24 protein-coding genes are annotated in these 20,901 nt (G+C 69.6%); 18 read left to right on the top strand and 6 right to left on the bottom strand.

What is annotated here, in order from left to right; genetic code table 11:
* Positions 1-85 precede the first annotated feature (85 nt).
* Genes ABDK56_RS07765 through pal form a run of 6 tightly spaced genes read left to right on the top strand, consistent with a single transcriptional unit; the run spans position 86 to position 4,370 of the window.
* Positions 86-550 (top strand): YbgC/FadM family acyl-CoA thioesterase, encoded by a 465-nt coding sequence (locus tag ABDK56_RS07765; RefSeq protein WP_349807659.1) that lies wholly within the window; start codon positions 86-88, stop codon positions 548-550.
* The gene (gene tolQ, locus ABDK56_RS07760; protein ID WP_502959278.1) at positions 547-1,251 is read left to right on the top strand and encodes a protein TolQ; all 705 of its coding nucleotides are present in this window, start codon (positions 547-549) and stop codon (positions 1,249-1,251) included. Before ABDK56_RS07765 ends, tolQ begins: the two co-directional genes overlap by 4 nt.
* Positions 1,251-1,715, top strand: coding sequence for an ExbD/TolR family protein (locus ABDK56_RS07755; protein ID WP_349807657.1), 465 nt, complete (start codon positions 1,251-1,253; stop codon positions 1,713-1,715). Before tolQ ends, ABDK56_RS07755 begins: the two co-directional genes overlap by 1 nt.
* Positions 1,712-2,482 (top strand): cell envelope integrity protein TolA, encoded by a 771-nt coding sequence (tolA, locus tag ABDK56_RS07750; protein WP_349807656.1) that lies wholly within the window; start codon positions 1,712-1,714, stop codon positions 2,480-2,482. The genes ABDK56_RS07755 and tolA overlap by 4 nt, the downstream gene beginning before the upstream one ends.
* A 53-nt stretch (positions 2,483-2,535) precedes the next feature.
* Positions 2,536-3,831, top strand: coding sequence for a Tol-Pal system beta propeller repeat protein TolB (gene tolB / locus ABDK56_RS07745; protein ID WP_502959284.1), 1,296 nt, complete (start codon positions 2,536-2,538; stop codon positions 3,829-3,831).
* 17 nt (positions 3,832-3,848) lie between these two features.
* Entirely contained in the window at positions 3,849-4,370 is a 522-nt protein-coding gene (gene pal / locus ABDK56_RS07740) for a peptidoglycan-associated lipoprotein Pal (RefSeq protein WP_349807655.1), read from the top strand.
* 75 nt (positions 4,371-4,445) lie between these two features.
* Here the strand turns inward: pal and ABDK56_RS07735 are convergent, their stop codons facing one another.
* A complete protein-coding gene (locus ABDK56_RS07735; protein ID WP_349807654.1) occupies positions 4,446-4,754 on the bottom strand; it encodes an SEL1-like repeat protein in 309 nt (102 codons plus the stop codon).
* A gap of 57 nt (positions 4,755-4,811) precedes the next feature.
* A complete protein-coding gene (gene panC, locus ABDK56_RS07730) occupies positions 4,812-5,687 on the bottom strand; it encodes a pantoate--beta-alanine ligase (RefSeq protein WP_349807653.1) in 876 nt (291 codons plus the stop codon).
* 81 nt (positions 5,688-5,768) lie between these two features.
* On the opposite strand from panC, the gene ABDK56_RS07725 reads away from it, so the two are divergent.
* The 3 genes from ABDK56_RS07725 to ABDK56_RS07715 all read left to right on the top strand — a co-directional run bounded on the left by ABDK56_RS07725 (position 5,769) and on the right by ABDK56_RS07715 (position 8,227).
* Positions 5,769-6,569, top strand: a complete 801-nt coding sequence (locus ABDK56_RS07725) for a division plane positioning ATPase MipZ (protein WP_349807652.1) — start codon at positions 5,769-5,771, stop codon at positions 6,567-6,569.
* Between the two features lie 27 nt (positions 6,570-6,596).
* On the top strand, positions 6,597-7,976 hold the full coding sequence (gene pgmG / locus ABDK56_RS07720) for a phosphoglucomutase/phosphomannomutase PgmG (RefSeq protein WP_349807651.1): 1,380 nt from the start codon (positions 6,597-6,599) through the stop codon (positions 7,974-7,976).
* 110 nt (positions 7,977-8,086) lie between these two features.
* Positions 8,087-8,227 carry a hypothetical protein gene (locus ABDK56_RS07715; RefSeq protein ID WP_349807650.1) on the top strand — a complete coding sequence of 47 codons (141 nt, stop codon included), beginning with the start codon at positions 8,087-8,089 and terminating at the stop codon, positions 8,225-8,227.
* Positions 8,228-8,249: 22 nt separating this feature from the next.
* Here ABDK56_RS07715 and ABDK56_RS07710 read toward each other — a convergent pair whose 3' ends face one another.
* From ABDK56_RS07710 to ABDK56_RS07700, 3 genes are all read right to left on the bottom strand, one after another.
* Entirely contained in the window at positions 8,250-9,353 is a 1,104-nt protein-coding gene (locus ABDK56_RS07710; RefSeq protein WP_349807649.1) for an NAD(P)-dependent alcohol dehydrogenase, read from the bottom strand.
* Between the two features lie 75 nt (positions 9,354-9,428).
* Positions 9,429-9,803 carry a DUF1801 domain-containing protein gene (locus tag ABDK56_RS07705; RefSeq protein WP_349807648.1) on the bottom strand — a complete coding sequence of 125 codons (375 nt, stop codon included), beginning with the start codon at positions 9,801-9,803 and terminating at the stop codon, positions 9,429-9,431.
* Positions 9,796-10,794, bottom strand: coding sequence for a ligase-associated DNA damage response exonuclease (locus tag ABDK56_RS07700; RefSeq protein ID WP_349807647.1), 999 nt, complete (start codon positions 10,792-10,794; stop codon positions 9,796-9,798). The genes ABDK56_RS07705 and ABDK56_RS07700 overlap by 8 nt, the downstream gene beginning before the upstream one ends.
* A gap of 50 nt (positions 10,795-10,844) precedes the next feature.
* On the opposite strand from ABDK56_RS07700, the gene ABDK56_RS07695 reads away from it, so the two are divergent.
* From ABDK56_RS07695 to pdeM, 4 genes are read left to right on the top strand one after another with little or no spacing between them, the layout of a single operon-like run.
* Positions 10,845-13,253, top strand: a complete 2,409-nt coding sequence (locus tag ABDK56_RS07695; RefSeq protein WP_349807804.1) for a ligase-associated DNA damage response DEXH box helicase — start codon at positions 10,845-10,847, stop codon at positions 13,251-13,253.
* Positions 13,254-13,289: 36 nt separating this feature from the next.
* Positions 13,290-13,607 (top strand): hypothetical protein, encoded by a 318-nt coding sequence (locus ABDK56_RS07690; RefSeq protein WP_349807646.1) that lies wholly within the window; start codon positions 13,290-13,292, stop codon positions 13,605-13,607.
* Positions 13,608-13,618: 11 nt separating this feature from the next.
* Positions 13,619-14,068, top strand: coding sequence for a hypothetical protein (locus ABDK56_RS07685; RefSeq protein ID WP_349807644.1), 450 nt, complete (start codon positions 13,619-13,621; stop codon positions 14,066-14,068).
* Between the two features lie 17 nt (positions 14,069-14,085).
* Complete coding sequence (pdeM, locus tag ABDK56_RS07680; RefSeq protein ID WP_349807643.1) at positions 14,086-14,748, top strand: ligase-associated DNA damage response endonuclease PdeM; 663 nt, start codon at positions 14,086-14,088, stop codon at positions 14,746-14,748.
* Here pdeM and ABDK56_RS07675 read toward each other — a convergent pair.
* On the bottom strand, positions 14,745-16,487 hold the full coding sequence (locus ABDK56_RS07675; RefSeq protein ID WP_349807642.1) for a chorismate-binding protein: 1,743 nt from the start codon (positions 16,485-16,487) through the stop codon (positions 14,745-14,747). The two genes, pdeM and ABDK56_RS07675, sit on opposite strands and share 4 nt — an antisense overlap.
* A gap of 67 nt (positions 16,488-16,554) precedes the next feature.
* Here ABDK56_RS07675 and ABDK56_RS07670 point away from each other — a divergent pair, with 67 nt between their 5' ends.
* The 5 genes from ABDK56_RS07670 (at position 16,555) to ABDK56_RS07650 (ending at position 20,817) form a co-directional block, all read left to right on the top strand.
* A complete protein-coding gene (locus ABDK56_RS07670) occupies positions 16,555-17,790 on the top strand; it encodes a dipeptidase (RefSeq protein ID WP_349807641.1) in 1,236 nt (411 codons plus the stop codon).
* Between the two features lie 9 nt (positions 17,791-17,799).
* Positions 17,800-18,468: an MBL fold metallo-hydrolase gene (locus ABDK56_RS07665; RefSeq protein WP_349807640.1), complete on the top strand. Its 669-nt coding sequence runs from the start codon at positions 17,800-17,802 to the stop codon at positions 18,466-18,468.
* 137 nt (positions 18,469-18,605) lie between these two features.
* On the top strand, positions 18,606-18,785 hold the full coding sequence (gene rpmF, locus ABDK56_RS07660; RefSeq protein ID WP_349807639.1) for a 50S ribosomal protein L32: 180 nt from the start codon (positions 18,606-18,608) through the stop codon (positions 18,783-18,785).
* A gap of 35 nt (positions 18,786-18,820) precedes the next feature.
* Positions 18,821-19,861 carry a phosphate acyltransferase PlsX gene (plsX, locus tag ABDK56_RS07655; RefSeq protein WP_349807638.1) on the top strand — a complete coding sequence of 347 codons (1,041 nt, stop codon included), beginning with the start codon at positions 18,821-18,823 and terminating at the stop codon, positions 19,859-19,861.
* Positions 19,858-20,817: a beta-ketoacyl-ACP synthase III gene (locus ABDK56_RS07650; protein WP_349807637.1), complete on the top strand. Its 960-nt coding sequence runs from the start codon at positions 19,858-19,860 to the stop codon at positions 20,815-20,817. Before plsX ends, ABDK56_RS07650 begins: the two co-directional genes overlap by 4 nt.
* Positions 20,818-20,901 lie beyond the last annotated feature (84 nt).

Genomic DNA, 20,901 nt, shown 5'->3' with positions numbered 1-20,901 from the left:
TAACCTTAGCGTTACATCGCTGTCAAGCGGCGCTTTGCCGTGGCGGACTTGCCCCGCGAGTCCGCAATTGGTTAAGGCGGCCCGGATGGACCCTTCGGCCCTCGACCAACCCTATCGTGGCGGCTTCGACGAAAGCGGCGCGCACCGCTTCGCGCTGACCGTCTATTTCGAGGACACCGACCTGTCGGGCATCGTCTATCACGCCAACTATTTGCGGTTCATGGAGCGCGCGCGCTCGGACATGCTGCGCGCGGCGGGGATCGACCAGCGCGCCGCGGTCGACGCCGGCGAAGGCGCCTATGCGGTGAGCGCGATGGACATCGCGTGGCGCGCGCCCGCCAAGCTCGACGATGCGCTGGTCGTCGTCAGCCGCGTGACCGAGGTGCGCGCCGCGACCTGCCTCATTCACCAAAGGGTCATGCGCGGGACCCAACTCTTGGCCGAGGCGACGGTGCGCGCCGCGTTCCTGACCCCCGACGGACGGCCCCGCCGCCAGCCCGCCGACTGGATCGAGCGCTTCCGCGCGATCGCCGACACGCAAGGAAAATGATGCCGACGCTGACTCCCTCGACCGACCTGATGAGCCCGCTCACCCTGTTCCTTCACGCCGACATCGTGGTGAAGCTGGTGATGGCCGGCCTGTTGCTGGCGAGCGTGTGGACCTGGGCGATCATCTTCACCTACGCCACCCGGATCCGCCGCACCAACCGCAAGGTCGCCGCCTACGAGGCCGATTTCTGGAAGGCGAGCGACATCGACGCCTTTGCTGCCCGCCGCGGCGAGGAGAAGCTGCCCAGCGCGGCGGTGCTGTCGGCCGGGCTCGACGAGTGGCGCCGCTCGACCAAGGCGGTGCAGGTCGACCGGCAGGGCACCCGCGAGCGGCTGGCGAGCCGGATGAACCTCGCCATCGCCGCCGAGATCGAGACGCTCGCCGACCGGCTCAACATCCTCGCCACGGTCGGTTCGGTCGCGCCGTTCGTCGGGCTGTTCGGGACGGTGTGGGGGATCATGCGCAGCTTCACCGCGATCGCCGGGGCGAACAACACCTCGCTCGCGGTGGTCGCGCCGGGGATCGCCGAGGCGCTGTTCGCCACCGCGATCGGGCTGTTCGCGGCGATCCCGGCGGTGATCGCCTACAACCGGCTGACCCACGGCATCGACCGGCTCGAGGCGCGGCTCGGCCGCTTCGCCGACCGGTTCCACGCGACGCTGAGCCGCGAGCTCGAAAGCGAGATCGGGGCCGGCCACTGATGGCGATGGGCGTCCATGGCCGGCGCGGCGGCGGGGCACGCGGACGGCGCGCGCCGATGGCCGAGATCAACGTCACCCCGCTGGTCGACGTGATGCTGGTGCTGCTGATCATCTTCATGGTCACCGCACCGCTGCTCGTCACCGGCGTGCCGATCGACCTGCCCAAGAGCGAGGCGGGCGCGCTCGACCAGCAGGACAAGCCGGTCCAGCTCGCGATCGACGGCAAGGGCACGATCACGCTCGACGACGCGGTGGTGGCCGAGCCCGCGCTTCCCGCCGCGCTGGCGAAAATCGCCGCCGGACCGCAGCCAGAAGGCGGCCGCCGAATCTACCTGCGCGCCGACCGCAGCCTCGATTACGGGCGGGTGATGCGGGTGATGGGCGAACTCAACCACGCCGGGCTCAACCGAGTGGCGCTGGTCTCGGTCGGACCCGACGGACCGTCGGGATCGACCGGGCCATGAGGATCGACCGGGCCGAGGCCGCCGGGACCGGCGCGGCGCTGCTGCTTCACCTCGCGGTGATCGCCGCGCTGTCGCTCAGCCTCGCGCATGTCGCCAAGGTGCCCGAGCCGCCGGCGATGGAGGTCGAATTCGTCGACAATGTCGGCCTCGCCCCGGCCGCGCCAACCGCCGCCCCCACGCCCCCGCCGCAAGAGCAGGCGCCAGACGTCGCGCCGCTGCCCGACCCCGCCGCGCCGGTGCCGGTCCTCGCCCCCGCGCCGAGCCCGGCCCCCGTTCCAGCGCCGAGGCCGCTGCCGCGTATTTCTCCGTCGCCGCCCGCGAAACCCGCCCCGCCGGTCGCCCGACCGACCCCGCCGCGCGCGAGCCGGCTAGGCGCCGATTTCCTCAAGGGCATCGCCTCGCCCAGCCCCGCCGCCGCGCCCGCCCGCCCCTCGGCCCCGACGGTCAGCGCCTCGGCGATGGCGGGCATCGCGCAGGCGATCCGCCGCCAGGTCCAGCCGTGCGCCGACCGCCAGATCAATCCGGGCCCGGGCGCGAGCGCGATCAAGGTCAAACTCAACGTCCGCCTGTTCCCCAACGGCGCGCTCAAGGGGCGGCCTCAGGTCATCGGCACCAGCGGCGTGACCGACGACAACGCTCGCTTCGAACAGCGGGTCAAGGATCTCGCGGTCGCCGCCTTCACCGGCTGCGCCCCGCTCACCGGCCTGCCGCAAGAGTTCTATGCTAACGGCTGGTCGAACATCAACCTGACCTACAACCTGCCCTGAGGAGACATTCCGTGAAGCTCCAGTTCGCCCTGTTGACCGCGGTTGCGCTGGCGATGCCCGCACTGGCCCAGGACGCCGCGCCGCAACCCGGCCAGCCGGTCGAGGTGAGCGTCACCGGCGGCACCAACGCGCCGAGCGTCATCGCCGTCCCCGTCTTCGCCCCCGCCGCCGAGGCGCAGACCACCGGCGGCAGCACCTCGGCGATCGGCCAGCAGATCGCGCAGGTGATTGCCTCCGACCTGCGTTCGACCGGCAAGTTCAACCCGGTCGGCCCCGACGGCATTCCCGCGGTCGGCTATGCCGAGGCGCCGCGCCCGTCCTACGCGCGCTGGACCTCGGTCGGCGCCTCGACCCTGCTGACCGGCTTCGTCGAGGCGCGGCAGGACGGGCGTCTGACCGTCGGCTGCTACCTGTTCGACCTCACCGGGCAGAGCGAGCTTACCCACCAGGGCTATGCGGTCGACCCGACCCAGTGGCGGCAGGCGGCGCACAAGTGCAGCGACATGGCCTATTCGCGGCTGACCGGAAACCAGGCCTATCTCGACACGCGGGTGGTCTACGTCGCCGAGACGGGACCCAAGGACAACCGGGTCAAGCGGATCGCGATCATGGACGCCGACGGGTCAAACCAGCGCTTCCTGACCGGCGGCAACCGCACCGTCATCACCCCGCGCTTCTCGCCCGACGGCTCGCAGCTGGTCTACACCAGCTACATCGGGCGCAAGCCGCGCGTGATTTTGCTCAATACCGACAACCTTACCGAGCGTCTGCTGATCCCCGGCGACCACATCAGCTTCGCCCCGCGCTTTTCGCCCGACGGGCGGCAGGTCGTCTTCTCGATGGCGCAGAACGGCAATACCGACCTCTATTCGGTCAGCCTTTCCGGGGGCGCGCCGCGCCGGCTGACCGTCACCCCGGGGGCCGACACCGCCGCCAGCTATTCGCCCGACGGGCGCAAGATCGTGTTCGAAAGCGACCGCAGCGGCACCCAGCAGCTCTACGTGATGAACGCCGACGGGTCCGACCAGCGGCGGATCAGCTTCGGCGGCGGCCGCTACGCCAGCCCGGCATGGAGCCCCAAGGGCGACCTCATCGCCTTCACCAAGATCGGCGCGGGTTTCCGCATCGGCGTGATGTCGCCCAGCGGCGGCGGCGAGAAATTGCTGACCGACGCGTGGGACGACGAGCAGCCGAGCTGGGCGCCCAACGGCCAGTTCGTGATGTTCAACCGAATCTCGCAGGGCTCGGGCGCGAGCCGGCTCTACGCGGTGTCGGTCGACGGCGGCGACCCGCGCCTGCTGCCAACCCCCACCGGCGGATCGGACCCGAGCTGGTCCCCGCTCAACTGATTTCCAAGGAGTAGATGATGACCAAGTCCTTCCTGATCGGCTTCACCGCCCTCGCGCTGACGCTCGGCGCGTGCGGGCAGAAGGCGCCGCCCCCGCCGGTCGCCCCGCCGCTTCCGCCCGCGCCGGTGGTCGACCCCAACTCGACCGACCCCAATTCGCTCGAGACGACGCTGCTCCCCGCCATGCAGGCCGACATGGTCGCCAAGGCGGGCAGCGACACCGTCTATTTCGGGACCGACGAATATACGCTCGACATGCCTGCGCGAACGACGCTGGCGGCGCAGGCGCGCTGGCTGATCGCGCATCCGCAGGTCCGCGCCAGCCTCGAGGGCCATTGCGACGTGCGCGGCACCCGCGAGTACAACCAGGCGCTCGGCGAGCGGCGCGCCAATTCGGTGCGCGAGTTCATGCTCTCGCAGGGTGTCCCGGCGGCGCAGCTGGTGGTCACCAGCTGGGGGAAGGAAAAGCCGGTCGCGACCGGGTCGAACGAGTCCGCCTGGGCCCAGAACCGCCGCGAAGTGACGGTGATTATTCGTTAGCTGAGCCGGAGACCCGGCACGCTTCGGGAGCTGAGCCGGAGACCCGGCACGCTTCACGCGTGTCGGGTCCGGGCGCTAGGCCGCGAAACGTCGGGCCTCCGTCGCGTGGCAGCCGAGCCACGCGCGCGCCTGGCGCTGCGCCTCGGCGATTTCGCGCGCGGTCATCTCGATCGAGATGTCGGCGCGGCACGCCTGGCTGCGGGTGTCGCCGTTGAGCGCGGCGAGGTTGAACCATTTGTGCGCCTCGATGAGGTCGATCCCGACCCCCTCGCGCCCGGTCGAATAGGTCACGCCGAGTTCGAATAGCGCCTCGATGCTGCCCGCGTCGGCATCGGCAAGCCGGCTCTGGAGTAGGAAGTCGGCGCTTTTCTGACTGATCGCCATTTTGTGTCCCCTGTCTGATCCTGGGCCGAGAATTCGCGGGCGATCGCGAAGAAATGGTTAACGGCGCGGTGACCATGACCCGTCGACTGTGTCCGGATCGACACAGATATTGTCGATCAGGCGGATCTTCCCGTGAAAAGCGGCGACGATCAGCCGACCGTTTTCGCGCCTCTCGGCGAGCGGCTCGAGCGTGTCGGCGTCGACATAGGCGAGATAGTCGACCGGGCCGAAACCGGCGGCGTCCAGTCGCGCCCTCGCCGCCGACAGCGCTGCCTCGACCCGCTCCCCGGCAAGGATCGCCGCGCCCGCCTCGCGCAGCGCGGCGCCGAGCGTGGGGGCGGCGGCGCGTCCCGCCTCGTCGAGCAGCGCGTTGCGCGACGACAGCGCGAGGCCCTCGCTGTCGCGCACCGTGGCATGGCCGACGATGTCGACCGGAAGCCCGAGGTCGCTCGTCATCCGCCGGATCACGGCGAGCTGCTGGTAATCCTTTTCGCCGAACAGCGCGACGTCGGGCGCGGCGGCGACGAACAGCTTGGCGACGACGGTCGCGACCCCGTCGAAATGGCCGGGCCGATGCTCGCCCTCCCAGCGGTCGCTGACTCCGGCGACGTGGACGGTCGTGGCGAAACCCTCGGGGTAGAGGCTGTCGGGCGTCGGCAGCCACAGCAGGTCGGCACCGGCTTCGCGAAGCGCCTCGGCATCGGCCTCCTCGGTGCGCGGATAGCGATCGAGGTCGGCGGGGTCGTTGAACTGCAGTGGGTTGACGAAGATGCTAACCGCCACGCGGTGCGCCTGCTCCTTGGCCGCCGCGACCAGCGCGAGGTGACCGGCGTGGAGCGCGCCCATCGTCGGCACCAGCGCGACGCGCAGCCCCTGCGCCTTCCAGGCCGCGACCGCCGCGCGCAAGCCGATGGATTCACGAACGGTTTGCATGCGATTCCGGCCTTGGGTAGAGCTTCACGAGGGAGCGCGCCGACCTGGCGTGCCGGGGTTTGAATAAGGGGCCAAGCGGGCATGGGCCAGCCGCATTTCATCGTCTTCGCCAACGAAAAGGGCGGCACCGGCAAGTCGACCACCGCGGTCCATACCGCGATCGCGCTCGCCGCGGCGGGGCGCAAGGTAGCCGGCCTCGACCTCGATACCCGCCAGCGCACCTTCGGCCGCTATCTCGAAAACCGCGCCGCGACGATCGACCGACTGGGCAAGGCGCTGCCGATGGCGAAATACGAAGTGCTCGCCCAGCTCGACGAGGCGGGGCTCGACGCCGCGATTGGGCGGCTGTCGAACGACGCCGAGATCATCGTCATCGACACGCCGGGCCGCGACGACCCGGTCGCGCGCGCCGCGATCCTCAAGGCCGACACGCTGGTCACGCCGATGAACGACAGCTTCGTCGACCTCGATCTGATCGGGCAGGTCCACCCCGACACCTTCAAGGTGACCCGCCCGAGCTTCTATGCCGAGCTGATCTGGAACAGCCGCACCCAGCGCGCCAAGCACAGCGGCAAGTCGGTCGACTGGGTCGTGCTTCGCAACCGCCTCCAGCATATCCAGTCGCACAACCTCGTGCGCGTCGGCGCGGCGCTCGACGAACTGGCGCGGCGGGTCGGCTTCCGCGTCATCCCCGGCCTCGGCGAGCGCGTCATCTACCGCGAGCTGTTTCCCAAAGGCCTCACGCTGCTCGACCTTTCGGACCTCGGCGAGGTCGGGCTTGGACACATTGCCGCCCGTCAGGAGTTGCGCGAAATGGTCTCTGGTCTCGCCATCCCGGCAGCCGAGGCCGACACACCCGCCCCGATCGCGGCGGCGGGCTGAGGCGTCACTCTGTCTTTGGGATCATCAATGAGCCACATTTTCAACCGCACCATCCTGCGCGAATATGACGTCCGCGGGGTGGTCGGCGACACGCTGTTCCCCGCCGATGCCAAGGCGCTCGGCCGAAGCTACGCCGCGCTGGCCCGGTCCGAGGGCGCGACCCGCGTCGCGGTCGGACGCGACGGGCGCGTCTCCTCGCCCGAGCTCGAGGCCGCGCTGGTCAAGGGCCTCACCGAAGGCGGCCTCGACGTCGTGCGCATCGGACTCGGCCCCTCACCGATGCTCTATTTCGCGGCGGCGACGATGGAAGTGAACGGCGGCATTCAGGTCACCGGAAGCCACAATCCGGCCGACTATAACGGCTTCAAAATGCTGCTGAACGGCCGGTCGGTGTTCGGCGAGGAGATCCAGGACCTCGGCCGCCGCGCCGCCGACGGCGATTGGAGCGAGGGCCAGGGGACGGTCACCGAGTACGAAATCACCGACGATTATGTCGCCGCGCTGGTCAAGGGGTTCGACGGCAAGGCCTACCGGATCGGCTGGGACGCGGGCAACGGCGCCGCCGGGCCCGTGCTCGAAAAGCTGCTCAGGATTCTGCCGGGCGAGCATCACGCGATCTTCACCGAGGTCGACGGCCGCTTCCCCAACCACCACCCCGACCCGACCGTCGAAAAGAACCTCGAGGATCTGAAGCGGCTCGTCGCCGACAAGAACCTCGACTTCGGCATCGCCTTCGACGGGGACGCCGACCGGATCGGCGCGATCGACAGCGAGGGCCGGGTGATCTGGGGCGACCAGCTGCTGATCATCCTCGCCGCCCCGGTGCTGAAGGACGAGCCGGGCGCGACGATCATCGCCGACGTGAAGGCGAGCCAGACGCTGTTCGACACGATCGCGGCAATGGGCGGCACCCCGCTGATGTGGAAGACCGGCCACTCGCTGATCAAGTCGAAGATGAAGGAGACCCACGCCCCGCTCGCCGGCGAGATGAGCGGGCACATCTTCTTCAAGCATGAATGGTACGGGTTCGACGACGCGCTCTACGCCGCCGTCCGGCTGATCCGCGCGGTCAGCGCCTCGGGCAAAAGCCTGACCGAGCTCAAGGGCGAGATGCCGGTCAGCATCGCCACCCCCGAACTTCGCTTCCAAGTCAACGAAGACCGGAAAAGGCCGGTGATTGAGGAAGTCGCGCAGCGGCTCGCCGACAGCGGGGCCGAGGTCGACAAGACCGACGGCGTGCGCGTCAAGACCGGCGACGGCTGGTGGCTGCTGCGCGCGTCGAACACGCAGGACGTGTTGGTCGCGCGCGCCGAGGCGAAGGACCAGGCCGGGCTCGACCGGCTGGTCGCGGCGATCAACGCCCAGCTCGAAGCCAGCGGCATCGCGGCGGTCGAGGCCGCGCACTAGAATCGTTGCGATTAGGCAATGGTCTTGAGAAGGACTGTCGCCGAACTGCCACCGTTTGTTCTCCCCCGCGCCAAATCCTGCTATTAGGCGAAAGCGGGGGAGGACGAACGGTGCAGCGCTACCTCAACGGCAGATCGGTCAAATGGCTTGGCGGCGTGATGCTCGCCGGGCTCGGCTTGTGGGCGGCGCGGCGCGCGCTCGCCTTCGATATCGATTTCGATCCCTGGGACGACGCCGCCGACTACGCCTGAGCCGGCGGCGTTCGCGTAGCGTCTAGCCGACCACCTCGCCGCGCTCGGGCGTCGCGATCGCCTCGGCCTCGCCATCGGTCTTGATTGTCGCCATGTCGATCACGTGGCGGAAACGGACGTCCTCGTCCTTCATCCGCTTGAACGCGTCGTCGATCGTGGCGATGTCGATCAGCTCGATCTCCGGCCGAATGCCCTTCTCCGCCGCGAAGTCGAGGATTTCCTGCGTATCGGCGACCCCGCCGATCAGCGACCCGGCGATGCGGATCCGGTTCATCACCAGCGGCCCGCTCTCGATCGTCGGAAATTCGATCAGGTTGCCGACCACCGCGATCGTCGAATCGGTCTTCATCATCCCGACATAGGGATTGAGGTCGTGTGGATAGGGGATGGTCGAGATGAGGAAGTCGAGGCTCTGCTTGGCCTCCTCGACCGCCTTCTTGTCGCCCATGTCGATCAGCTTGCTCGCGCCCAGCTTCTCGGCCTCCTCCGCCTTTTCGGGCGAGGTCGACAGCGCCACCACCGTCGCGCCGAGCGCCTTGGCGGTCTGGATCGCCATGTGGCCGAGCCCGCCGATCCCGGCGACGCCGACCGTGTCGCCCGCCTTGACCTTGAAATGCTTCATCGGCTGGTAGGTGGTGACCCCAGCGCACAGGATCGGCGCGGCTTCCTCCGAGCTGATCGCCTCGGGGATGCTGAGCACGAACTCCTCGCGCACGATAATCCCGTTCGAATAGCCGCCATAGCTGTTGGTCCCGTCGGGCACCTTGGGGCCGTTGTAGGTCAGCGTACAGCTCTTCGGCCCGCTGCAATATTGCTCCTCGCCCGCCTTGCAATAATCGCATTGCTGGCAGCTGTTGACCATGCAGCCGACCCCGACCCGGTCGCCCGCCTTATATTTGGTCACGCCCTCGCCGACCTCGCGGACCGTGCCGACGATCTCGTGCCCGGGCAGGCAAGGGTAGAGGCTGTTCTTCCAGTCGTCGTTCACCTGGTGGAGGTCGCTGTGGCACACGCCGCAATGGGTGCTGTCGATCGCGACCTCGCCCGCGGACAGCGGCTTGCGGTCGAACTGGACGGGCTGCATCGCGCCGCCCTTCTTGAGGGCGGCATAACCATGGACGTGCATCGGGAAACCTTTCGGGACTTGAGTTGCCGACCCAATGTCCGGCGCGCCGCCCCCGTTCCCGTCAGTGCGCGCGCGTCACGACTTCGCCGCGTTGAACGCTGCCGCGCGCGCGACCAGCGCCTCCAGCTTTCCGGCGTCGAGCGGGTCGCCCTCGCGAAGATCGATCGCCCGCCGCGTGCCGCCGTCGAGGCTGGCGTTGAACAGCCGGTCGGGATCGTCGATCTTCGCCCCGTGCGCGAAGGTCAGCTTGACCTTGTCCTTGTAGGTTTCGCCGGTCAGCAGCACGCCGTTCTTCGACCAGGTCGGCACCCCCGCCGGGTTCGACGGCTTCTTCCACTTGAGCTCCTCGGTGACGTCCGCGACCGCCGCCCGCACCGCCGCGCGGACCTTGCGCAAGACATCCCCGCGCCAGTCGGTTGCCGCCGCGAGCTTTTCGTCGAACTCATTCATCCTCGTCCTCATAGCCCACCAAATTCAATTCTCGCGCCTTGATCTGGCGGGTCATGCACCAGTGCATCAGCGCGTCCTCGCGTCCGTGGGTGATCCACACTTCCTTGGGCGCGACGTCGCGGATCGTCTGGGTGAGTTCGTCCCAGTCGCTATGGTCGGAAATCACCAGCGGCAGCTCGACATTGCGTTGCCGCGCGCGTTGGCGGATCCGCATCCAGCCGCTCGCCATCGCGGTGATCGGGTCGGGCAGTCGCCGCGACCAGCGGTCGTTGAGCGCGCTCGGCGGCGAGATGACGATATGCCCGCGCATCTCGTCCTTCGACGCGCCGGTCGCGGGACGCAGCTCGCCAAGCTCGACCCCGAGGCTCTCGTACAGCCGGCACAGACGCTCCATCGCGCCATGGTAATAGATTGGCGCATCGTGCCCGCGCCCGCGCAATTCGGCGATCACCCGCTGCGCCTTGCCCAGCGCGTAGGCACCGACCAGCACGCACCGCTCGGGCTCGGCGTGGAGGCGGTGGAGCAGCCGGTCGATCTCGCTCCCCGTATCGGGGTGGCGGAACACCGGCAGCCCGAAGGTCGCCTCGGTGATGAAGATGTCGCACGGGGTGACCACGAACGGCTCGCAGGTCGGGTCGGGACGGCGCTTGTAGTCGCCGCTGACCACCACCCGCTCGCCCCGGTAATCGAGCACGATCTGCGCGCTGCCGAGCACATGGCCGGCGGGGACAAAGCTGATGTCGACCTCGCCCAGCCGCACGCTCTCGCCGTAAGCGACCGGATTGGCGTTCTGCTGCCCGTAGCGAACGTCCATGATCGCCAGCGTCTCGGCGGTCGCCCATACCGCGCCATGCCCGCCGCGCGCGTGATCGGCATGACCGTGGGTGACCAGCGCCTTGTCCTTCGGGCGCGAGGGATCGACCCACGCATCGGCGGGCTTGACGTAAATGCCTTCGGGAAAAGGCTCGATCCAGGAACCGAGGCGGGCCATCAGGGGGTTATGACGGACGAGCCTGCCCGCCTGTTCCGAAGGAAAGCCGCCTGACTGCCTTACCGCCCGTGATTGCCGACTGGTTCGCCTCGCGCGGTTGGACGCCGCGGCGGCACCAGCTGGCGATGCTGGACGAGGCGCGCGCCGGCCATCACGCGCTGCTGGTCGCGGCGACCGGGGCGGGCAAGACCATGGCCGGCTTCCTGCCCAGCCTGGTCGAGCTGATCGAGGCGCCGACCGACCGGCTGCACACGCTCTACGTATCGCCACTGAAGGCGCTGGCGGTCGACGTCCAGCGCAATCTCCTCACCCCGATCGAGCAGATGGGGCTCGACATCCGGGTCGAGACCCGCAGCGGCGACACCCCGTCGGACCGCAAGGCGCGCCAGCGGGTGCGCCCGCCGCAGATGCTGCTGACCACCCCCGAATCGCTGTCGCTGCTGCTCAGCTATCCCGACAGCGCGCTGCTGTTCGAGAATCTCTCGACGATCATCGTCGACGAGATCCACGCCTTCGCGCGCGAGAAGCGCGGCGACCTGCTCGCGCTGGCGATGGCGCGGCTGCAGACGCTCGCGCCCAACCTGCGCCGCGTCGGCCTGAGCGCCACCGTCAGCGACCCCGACGCCTACCGCAGCTGGCTCGCGCCCGACGCCGACCTCGATACGGTCGCGCTAGTCCGCGGCGAGGACGCCGCCGAGCCCGACCTGTCGATCCTGCTGCCCGAGGGCCGGATGCCGTGGGGCGGGCACAGCGGGCGCCATTCGGTGCCCGAGGTGATGCGGCTGATCGAGCAGCACTCCACCACCCTCGTCTTCTGCAACACCCGCAGCCTCGCCGAGCTGATCTTCCAGGAGCTGTGGGCGATCAACGACCAGTCGCTGCCGATCGGCATCCACCACGGCAGCCTCGCGCTCGAGGCGCGGCGCAAGGTCGAGGCGGCGATGGGCGATGGGCGATTACGCGCGCTGGTCTGCACCGCCAGCCTCGACCTCGGCATCGACTGGGGCAACGTCGACCTCGTCGTGCAGATGGGCGCGCCCAAGGGCAGCTCGCGCCTGTTGCAGCGGATCGGCCGCGCCAACCACCGGATGGACGAGCCGTCGAAGGGCATGATCGTCCCCGGCAACCGTTTCGAATATTTGGAAGCGCGCGCCGCGCTCGACGCGGTCGCGGCGAAGGAGCTCGACCCCGAGATCTTCCGCCCCGGCACCTTCGACGTGCTTGCCCAGCACATCCTCGGCATCGCCTGCGCCGGGCCGTTCGACGAGGCCGAGCTGCTCGCCGAGGTGCGCAGCGCCGCGCCCTACGCGGGGCTGACCGACGAGGCCTGGCGGCGCGTGCTCGATTACATCGCCACCGGCGGCTACTCGCTCCGCGCTTACGACAAGTTCAAGCGGCTGGTCGAATATGAACCCGGCAAGTGGCGGATCACCCGCCCCGCGGTGATTGCCCAGCACCGGCTCAACGCCGGGGTGATCGTCGACAACCCGATGATGGACGTCCGCTTCCAGAACGGGCGGATGCTCGGCCGGGTCGAGGAAGGGTTCGGCGCGACGCTGAGCATCGGCGACCACATTTTTTTCGCCGGGCTGGGGCTCGAGGTGATCCGCTTCCAGGACACCGACATCGTCGTCCGCGCCTCGGCCAAGCAGGCGCGGCTTGTCACCTACGGCGGGCAGCGGATGAGCATGACCACCCACCTCGCCGACCGGGTGCGCGCCTTCCTCGCCGACGACCGCGACTGGCACCGCTTCCCCGACGACGTGCGCGAATGGCTCGAGATCCAGGCGCGCCGCTCGATCCTGCCGCAGCCCGACCAGCTGCTGGTCGAGACCTTTCCGCGCGAGGGCCGCCACTACATGTGCGTCTATCCGTTCGAGGGGTGGAACGCGCACCAGTCGCTCGGCATGCTGATCACCCGGCGGATGGAGACGGCGGGGCTGAAGCCGCTCGGCTTTGTCGCCAACGACTATGCGCTCGCCGCCTACAGCCTCGAGCCGGTGACCGACCCGCGCCCGCTGTTCTCGCCCGACATCCTCGAACATGAGTTCATCGAGTGGGTCGAGCAGTCGCACCTGTTGAAGCGCGCCTTCCGCGAAGTGGCGGTGATCGGTGGGCTGGTCGAGCGCCAGCACCCGGGCAAGCGCAAGACCGGCAAGCAGGTCAGCTTCTCGACCGACCTGATCTACGACGTGCTGCGCAAGTACGAGCCTGAGCATCTGCTCCTGAAGGCCGCGTGGGACGATGCGCGCGGGCGGATGACCGAGCTTGGCCGCCTCGCGCGCCTCGTCGATCGCGCCGCGGCGACGATGATCCACGTCGAGGCCGACCGCGTCACCCCGCTCGCCATCCCGCTGATGGTGGTCATCGGCCGTGAGGCGGCGCCCGCCGGCACCGCCGACGAGGCGTTGCTGGTCGAGGCCGAAGCGCTGGTCGAGGAAGCGATGCGCGTCGGCTAGTCATCGCCCCGCAAGGCGGCCCGCGTACAAGGAGGCATGCGCCCCCCTATCCTCCTCCTGCTCGCGCCGTTGCCGATCCTGCTCGGCGCCTGCGTGGTCGAAAAGGTCGCCGAGACCGCGGTCGACGTCGTCTCACTCCCGGTCAAGGCGGTCGGCGCGGGGGTCAACGCGCTGACCCCGAGCCAGCGCAAGGCCGACGAGGCGCGCGGCCGCAAGATCATCGAGGCCGAGCGCGAGGCGGGCCGCAACGCCCGCCTGTGGGAAGACCAGTGCCGCAAGCTCCAGGCCGAGGTGCGACCCTGCCCGCCCCCGCCGCCGGGCGCCAACCTTTCCGCGACCGTCCCCAGCCGCTAAGGCCGCGGGCGATGCGCTATTTCCTCGATACCGAATATGACGGGTTTGGCGGCAAGCTGCTCAGCCTCGCGCTGGTGCCCGAGGACGGCGGCGAGGAGCTTTACGTGACGCTCGACGCGCCCGCGACCCACCCGTGGGTCGAACGGCATGTCGTCCCCTATCTCGACCATGTCCCCGACTCGCTTCAATCGCCGCGCCTGCCGCGCGCCGCGGCGGCCGAGGCGCTGGCGCATTACCTCGCCTATGACGAGGGCGCCGAGATCATCGCCGACTGGCCCGAAGACCTCGCCCAGTTGTCGATGCTGCTGGTCACCGGCCCCGGCCAGATGCTGCCGGTGCCCGGGCTGCTGCTCCGCTTCGTGCCGATGCCGGGCTTCTCGACCGCCGCCAACAGCGCCGTCCCGCACAATGCGCTCCACGACGCGCGCGCGCTCCGCGACCATTTGACCGCGCTCGATTGAGCGCGTTACAGCGGGCCATGGTTCCCTTTTCGTTCGGCGGTCAGTCCTTCGTCCCCAGCGCCGACGGCGCGCTCTACTGGCCCGCGCGCAACGCGCTGCTGGTCGCCGACCTGCATTTCGAGAAAGCGAGCTGGTTCGCGCGGCTGGGCCAGTTCCTGCCGCCCTACGATTCGCTCGCCACGCTCCAGGCGCTGGCACGCGAGGTCGAGCGGACCGGCGCGACCACGCTCTACTGCCTTGGCGATTCGTTCCACGACAGGTTCGGTTGCGACCGGCTGCCCGAGGACGCGCGCGCGCTGCTCACCGCGCTGACCGCGCGGCTCGACTGGGTATGGATCACCGGCAACCATGACTCCGGCTTCGTCGACCATTGCGGCGGGCGGATCGAGGTCGAGTGCGTGATCGACGGAATCGTCCTTCGCCACGAGGCCGAACGAGGCGAGGCGCGACCCGAGATGAGCGGCCATTACCACCCCAAGCTGCGGGTCAATCTCAAGGGCCGCCACGTCGCCCGCCGCTGCTTCGTCGCGGGCGAGACCAAGCTGATCCTGCCCGCGTTCGGCTCGCTTACCGGCGGGCTCGACGCCGCGCATCCCGAGATCGTGCGCAAGGTCGGCCCCGGCGCCGCGGCGCTGGTGCCGGTGACCGGCCGCCTGCTCCGCTTCCCGATCGCGGCCTAGTCGGCGAGCACCGCCGGGATCAGCCCGCGGACGATATTACCGACGAAGAAGCCGCCCTTCAGGTCGTCGGCGGTCAGCTCGGCCTCCTCGGCCCGCCCTTCCTCGATCAGCTTTTCGCGGAGCACCCCGGCGAACAGCGCCCCGCCCCTCGGCGTCAGCAGCCGCCCGTCGCGTTCGACGAAAACGTTGGTGCGGCTGCCCTCGGTAATCCGGCCGTCGGGGTCGACGAACACCGTCTCGTAGGCGCCGCCCTCGCGCCGCGCGCGGTCGTAGAAGCCACGGTCGCTGGTCTTGTAGCGCAGCCGGAAGTCGTCCGCCGGCACCGGCAGCGGCCGAAGCGCCACCCTTACCGGCACCGCGTCGGGATCGTCGAACCCCTTGACCTCGATCGCCATCGCCCCGGTTTTCGACAGCAGCAGCCGGACCATGGCCCGTTCCTTGCGCCCGAAGGTCGCCGCCTGCAGCTCGTTGCGCGCGGCGTGGCGGTCGAACCGGAAGCCGAGATCGCCGGTCGCGCGGGTCAGCCGGGCGAGGTGGCGGTCGAGGTCGGCAATGCCTTCATGCGGGTCGAACCGCATCGTCTCGATCAGGTCGAACGGCCGGGATGTCACGCGCAGAAATTCCCCCTTGAGCAGGCACTCGCCCCATTCCTCGCGCGCCACGCTGTCGACCACAAGCCCCGATCCGAGCCCCAGCCGCGCGACCGATGCGCCTTTTTCACCCGCGAGTGTCCGGATGAGCACATTGAACGCGGCGTCGCCATGCGCCCCCGGCTCGATCCAGCCCATCGAACCGGTATAGGCGCCGCGCGGCTCGGGCTCGAGGTCGCGAAGCGCGAGCATCGCCGCGATCTTGGGCGCCCCGGTGACCGACCCGCAGGGAAAGATCGTCTCGAGCGCGTCGACCGCGCCGATGCCCGGGCGGAGCGTCGCGACGATCCGGCTGACCATCTGGTGGACGGTGGGGTAGCTTTCGACCGCGAACAGCTCGGGCACCGCGACGCTCCCCGTCTCGGCAAGCCGGGCGAGGTCGTTGCGCATCAGGTCGACGATCATCATGTTCTCGGCGCGCTGCTTGGGGTCGGCGGCAAGACCGAGCGCCTCAGCGGCGTCGGCGGCGGGGTCGGCGCGGCGCGGCGCGGTGCCCTTCATCGGCCGCGCCTCGATCTTCCCGCCGCGGATCGAAAAGAACTGCTCGGGCGACAGCGAGACGATCCACCGCTCGCCGATGTCGATCACCCCGCCCCACCCCGCGCGGCTGCGGCGGCGAAGCTGGCGAAACAGGGCGAGCGGATCGAGGTCCGGCACGACCGCCACGTCGCACCCGAAGGTGAGGTTCGCCTGGTAATAATCACCCGCGAACAGCCCCTCGCGCACGCGCGCGGCAGCGTCGCGATAGGCCGCCCAGCCAATCCGCGGGCGCGGCGCGCCGATGTCGAGCGGCGGGCCGTCGCCGTCGATCGCGGGCGTCTCGTAGCGCTCGAACAGCCCGAACCACAGCAGCGGCCCCGCCCCCTGCCGCGCGGCGGCGGCGAGCTTGGGATCGAGCGCGTACCCCGCCTCGTAGGCGAGATAGCCCGCCGCGTGCGCCCCCGCCGCCACCGCCGCCTTGAGCGCGGCGAGCGCGGGGCGCACCTCGTCGATCGTCCGCGCTTCGATCACCCGGTGTGGCGCGCGATAGAGCCGCGGCCGCGCCCCGCCCTCGCGCGCGTCGTCGAACAGCAGGTAGGGCGGCTCCATGCCCCGCCATTGACCCGCCGCCGCCGACTCGTAAACCCTGGGATGCTGGCAAGGGGGAGACGAAGAGATGCTGATCGCGCTGGCCCTGATCGCGGCGGCCCCAGAAGCCACGCCTGCCACCCCCGCCATCCGCGCGCGGATCGACCGTATCCTCAGGGCGACCCCGCTGATCGACGGTCACAACGACCTCGCCGAGCAACTCGCCGAGCACCGCCAGTCGCGGGTCGACGGGCTGGCGAGCGGCGCCGCGCGGTTCGACCCGCCGCTGATGACCGACATCGCCCGGCTCCGCGCCGGACGGGTCGGCGGGCAGTTCTGGTCGGTCTACATCCCCGCAAGCGTCCACGGCGACGAGGCGATCCGCCGCACGATCGAGCAGATCGACCTCGTCGAGCGGCTGATCGCCGCCTACCCGCGCGACCTCGAGGCGGCGACCACCGCCGACGACATCGTCCGAATCCACGGGGCGGGCCGAATCGCCTCGCTGATCGGGATCGAGGGCGGGCACCAGATCGGCGAGAGCATGGCCGCGCTTCGCCAGTTCTACCGGCTCGGCGCGCGTTACATGACGCTGACCCATTTCGCGACCACCGGCTGGGCCGACAGCGCGACCGACGATCCGAAGCACGGCGGCCTCTCGCCCGAGGGCGTCGCGGTGGTGCGCGAGATGAACCGGCTCGGCATGCTGGTCGATCTCAGCCACGTCAGCGAGGCGACGATGCTCGGCGCGCTCGCCGCCAGCCGCGCCCCGGTGATCTTCTCGCACTCGAGCGCGAAGGCGCTCGACCCCCATCCGCGCAACGTCGGCGACGGCGTGCTCCGCCGCCTCGCCGCCAACGGCGGACTGGTGATGGTCAACTTCTACCCCGGCTACGTCAGCGAGGCCTTCTGGCGCTGGAACGCCGACGAGGCGGCCGAAGAAGCGCGGCAGAAGTCGCTTCACGCCGGCGACCCCGCAGGCCGCGACGCCGCCATCGCCGCGTGGAAGGCCGCGCACCCCAGGCCGCTGGTCACCGTCGCCCAGGTCGCCGACCATATCGACCATATCGCCCGCGTCGCCGGCCATGACCATGTCGGCATCGGCGGCGACCTCGACGGGATCGAGGCGACTCCCGAGGGACTGAACGACGTCGGCGGCTATCCCGCGCTGTTCGCCGAGCTGATCCGCCGGGGCTGGTCCGATGCCGACCTCGCGAAACTGGCGGGCGGCAACCTGCTCCGGGTGATGCGCGGCGCCGAGGCCACCGCCCGCGCGATGCAGGGCGTCGGGCCCGCAATGGACAAGCTGCCCCCCGCTCCCTAGCTCGGGACCATGCCCGACACCCCGCCGCTCAAGGTCGCGATCCTCCCCGTCACCCCGCTTCAGCAGAATTGCTCGCTGGTCTGGTGCACGAAGACGATGCGCGGCGCCTTCGTCGATCCCGGCGGCGACCTGCCGCGCCTGCGCGCCGCCGCCGAGCAGGCGGGGGTGACGATCGAGAAGATTATCGTCACCCACGGTCACATCGATCATTGCGGGGCGGCGGGCATCTTCGCCGAGGAGCTCGGCGTGCCGATCGAGGGGCCGCACGAGGAAGACCGTTTCTGGATCGCGCGCCTTGACGAGGACGGGCGCGCCTATGGCGTGCCGGGCAAGCCGTTCGAGCCCGACCGCTGGCTGGTCGACGGCGATACGGTCAGCGTGGGCGAGGTGACGTTCGATATCCGCCACTGCCCCGGCCACACCCCGGGCCATGTCGTCCTCCACCATCCCGAATCGAAGCTGGCGATCGTCGGCGACGTGCTGTTCCAGGGCAGCATCGGCCGCACCGACTTCCCGCGCAGCAATCACCAGCAACTGCTCGATTCGATTACCCAAAGGCTGTGGCCGATGGGCGGCGACACCGCCTTCATTCCCGGGCACGGGCCAATGTCGAGCTTTGCCCGCGAACGCGCCACCAACCCGTTCGTCGCCGACGAGGTGCTCGCCGCCGCGCCCTAGGCGCTTGCGTCGCCACCGCTTTTCGCTATAGGGCGCACTCGCTTGCGACGATCCATCCGCCGCCTTCGGATCCTTCCGATGAGCCGGGCGAGGAGAGTCGCCGATTTTTTTGTGCACAAGATTGAGGTTGAGCCGAAATGGCCGTTCCGAAGAGAAAAACGTCGCCCTCGAAGCGCAACATGCGTCGCAGCCATCACGCGCTGACCGCGACCGCGTTCCAGGAATGCCCGAACTGCGGCGAGCTCAAGCTGCCGCACAACCTGTGCGCGGCGTGCGGCCACTATAACGGCCGCGAAATCATCTCGACCGAGGCCTGAGCGGCTTCACGACCGTGGCGCGAACCCCGCAAGAGGTGGGCCCGCGGATCGCGATCGACGCCATGGGAGGCGACGCCGGGCCGGCCCCGATCGTCGCCGGTCTCGCGCGCGCGCATCGCAAGGACAAGGCGCTCGCCTTCACCCTGTTCGGTGACGAGGCGGCGATTCGCACCGAGCTCGCCAAGCATCGCGGGCTCGCCGACGCGGTCACCGTCTGCCACGCCAGCGACGCGATCGGCGCCGAGGAAAAGCCGAGCCAGGCGATCCGCCGCGCCAAGACGACCTCGATGGGCCTCGCGATCAACGCGGTGAAGGACGGCCATGCCGACGCCGCGCTGTCGGGCGGCAACACCGGCGCGCTGATGGCGATGGCCAAGCTCGCGCTTCGCACCATGCCGGGGATCGACCGCCCCGCGCTCGCCGCGCTGCTGCCGACGATGGAGCACGACCTCGTCATGCTCGACCTCGGCGCCAACACCGAGTGCGACGCGCAGAACCTCGTCCAGTTCGCAGTGATGGGCGCGGCCTATTCGCGCTCGGTGCTCGGGCGCGAGAAGCCGCGGGTCAAGCTGCTCAACATCGGCACCGAGGAGCTCAAGGGCACCGACGAATTGAAGGAAGCCGCCGCGATGCTTCGCGAGGCGACCTACCTTCCGCTCAAGTTCGACGGCTTCACCGAGGGCGACAAGCTCGCCCGCGGCGACATCGAGGTGGTCGTGTGCGACGGCTTTTCGGGCAATGTCGCGCTCAAGACCGCCGAGGGCACCGCGCGCTTCGTCACCGACCTGCTGCGCCGCGCCTTTACCTCCTCGCTCCGCTCGAAGGCCGGGTTCGCGCTGTCGCGCCCAGCGCTCAACCTGCTCAAGGTCCACCTCGACCCCAACAACCACAACGGCGCGGTCTTTCTCGGGCTCAACGGGCTGGTGGTGAAGAGCCACGGCAGCGCCAATGTGAAGGGCGTCGCCAACGCGGTCGCGGTCGCCGCGCGGATGGTCCGCGCCGACATCACCCGCCGCATCGGCGAGGATCTCGACGAATTCCGTGCCCGCGCCTTCGCCAACGGGTCGGGCCGTTGAGCCTGCGCTCGGTCATTCGCGGCACCGGATCGGCGCTGCCCGCGCGATCGGTGCCCAATGCCGAACTCGCCGCTGAGGTCGACACCTCCGACGAGTGGATCGTCGAGCGCACCGGGATCCGCAACCGCTTCATCGCCGGCGACGGCGAGACCACCGCGACGCTGGCCACCGCCGCCGCGCGCCGCGCGCTCGATGCCGCCGGGCTCGACCCGTCCGAAATCGGGCTGATCGTCCTCGCCACCGCGACCCCCGACCAGACCTTCCCATCGAGCGCGACCAAGGTCCAGGCCGCGCTCGGCATCCCCGACTGCATCGCGCTCGACGTCCACGCGGTGTGCACCGGCTTCCTCTACGCGCTGACCGTCGCCGATTCGATGCTCCGCGGCGGCTCGGCGCGGCGTGCGCTGGTGATCGGATCCGAGACCTTCTCGCGGATCCTCGACTGGGAGGACCGCACCACCTGCGTCCTGTTCGGCGACGGCGCCGGCGCGCTGGTTCTGGAAGCGGTGGAGGGCGACCAGGGCATCCTCGCCACCCGGCTCCACGCCGACGGTCGCCACAACGACCTGCTCTACGTCGACGGCGGCCCCTCGACCACCGGCACGGTCGGCAAGCTCCGCATGAAGGGGCGCGAGGTATTTCGCCACGCGGTCGTCAACCTCGCGCAGGTGATGAACGAAGTGCTCGCCGATGCCGGGCTGACCGCCGCCGAGGTCGACTGGGTGGTCCCTCACCAGGCCAATGCGCGCATCCTCGACGCGACCGCCAAGAAGCTCGGACTCCCGCCGGAAAAAGTGGTGGTGACGGTCGACCGACACGCCAATACCTCGGCCGCCTCGGTGCCGCTCGCGCTCGACGTCGCGGTCCGCGACGGGCGGATCCGGCGCGGCGATCTCCTCGTGCTCGAGGCGATGGGCGGCGGCTTTACCTGGGGCGCGGCTGCAGTTCGCTATTGAACCCGTTCAAAAAATTGGCAAAAGTCGATTCGTCGACATGACATTCGTGGCGACGGCATCATCACCGCGCCGGGGGCAATGGCG

Source organism: Sphingomonas sp. ASV193, assembly GCF_040203355.1.
GTDB lineage: Bacteria > Pseudomonadota > Alphaproteobacteria > Sphingomonadales > Sphingomonadaceae > Sphingomicrobium.
The sequence above is the reverse complement of the archived record's forward strand: the minus strand, read 5'-3'. Positions and strand labels throughout refer to the sequence as shown.

What these genes read in the sequence shown, in the direction of transcription:
- pgmG (WP_349807651.1), top strand. Translation starts at nt 6,597, where the DNA reads ATGAGCCACATTTTCAACCGCACCATCCTGCGCGAATATGACGTCCGC.
- rpmF (WP_349807639.1), top strand. Translation starts at nt 18,606, where the DNA reads ATGGCCGTTCCGAAGAGAAAAACGTCGCCCTCGAAGCGCAACATGCGT.
- pdeM (WP_349807643.1), top strand. Translation starts at nt 14,086, where the DNA reads ATGGTTCCCTTTTCGTTCGGCGGTCAGTCCTTCGTCCCCAGCGCCGAC.
- ABDK56_RS07690 (WP_349807646.1), top strand. Translation starts at nt 13,290, where the DNA reads ATGCGCCCCCCTATCCTCCTCCTGCTCGCGCCGTTGCCGATCCTGCTC.
- ABDK56_RS07725 (WP_349807652.1), top strand. Translation starts at nt 5,769, where the DNA reads ATGGGCCAGCCGCATTTCATCGTCTTCGCCAACGAAAAGGGCGGCACC.
- tolQ (WP_502959278.1), top strand. Translation starts at nt 547, where the DNA reads ATGATGCCGACGCTGACTCCCTCGACCGACCTGATGAGCCCGCTCACC.
- ABDK56_RS07755 (WP_349807657.1), top strand. Translation starts at nt 1,251, where the DNA reads ATGGCGATGGGCGTCCATGGCCGGCGCGGCGGCGGGGCACGCGGACGG.
- ABDK56_RS07670 (WP_349807641.1), top strand. Translation starts at nt 16,555, where the DNA reads ATGCTGATCGCGCTGGCCCTGATCGCGGCGGCCCCAGAAGCCACGCCT.
- ABDK56_RS07700 (WP_349807647.1), bottom strand. Translation starts at nt 10,794, where the DNA reads ATGGCCCGCCTCGGTTCCTGGATCGAGCCTTTTCCCGAAGGCATTTAC.
- ABDK56_RS07765 (WP_349807659.1), top strand. Translation starts at nt 86, where the DNA reads ATGGACCCTTCGGCCCTCGACCAACCCTATCGTGGCGGCTTCGACGAA.
- ABDK56_RS07705 (WP_349807648.1), bottom strand. Translation starts at nt 9,803, where the DNA reads ATGAATGAGTTCGACGAAAAGCTCGCGGCGGCAACCGACTGGCGCGGG.
- ABDK56_RS07710 (WP_349807649.1), bottom strand. Translation starts at nt 9,353, where the DNA reads ATGCACGTCCATGGTTATGCCGCCCTCAAGAAGGGCGGCGCGATGCAG.
- ABDK56_RS07675 (WP_349807642.1), bottom strand. Translation starts at nt 16,487, where the DNA reads ATGGAGCCGCCCTACCTGCTGTTCGACGACGCGCGCGAGGGCGGGGCG.
- ABDK56_RS07735 (WP_349807654.1), bottom strand. Translation starts at nt 4,754, where the DNA reads ATGGCGATCAGTCAGAAAAGCGCCGACTTCCTACTCCAGAGCCGGCTT.
- ABDK56_RS07665 (WP_349807640.1), top strand. Translation starts at nt 17,800, where the DNA reads ATGCCCGACACCCCGCCGCTCAAGGTCGCGATCCTCCCCGTCACCCCG.
- pal (WP_349807655.1), top strand. Translation starts at nt 3,849, where the DNA reads ATGACCAAGTCCTTCCTGATCGGCTTCACCGCCCTCGCGCTGACGCTC.
- ABDK56_RS07685 (WP_349807644.1), top strand. Translation starts at nt 13,619, where the DNA reads ATGCGCTATTTCCTCGATACCGAATATGACGGGTTTGGCGGCAAGCTG.
- tolB (WP_502959284.1), top strand. Translation starts at nt 2,536, where the DNA reads ATGCCCGCACTGGCCCAGGACGCCGCGCCGCAACCCGGCCAGCCGGTC.
- panC (WP_349807653.1), bottom strand. Translation starts at nt 5,687, where the DNA reads ATGCAAACCGTTCGTGAATCCATCGGCTTGCGCGCGGCGGTCGCGGCC.
- tolA (WP_349807656.1), top strand. Translation starts at nt 1,712, where the DNA reads ATGAGGATCGACCGGGCCGAGGCCGCCGGGACCGGCGCGGCGCTGCTG.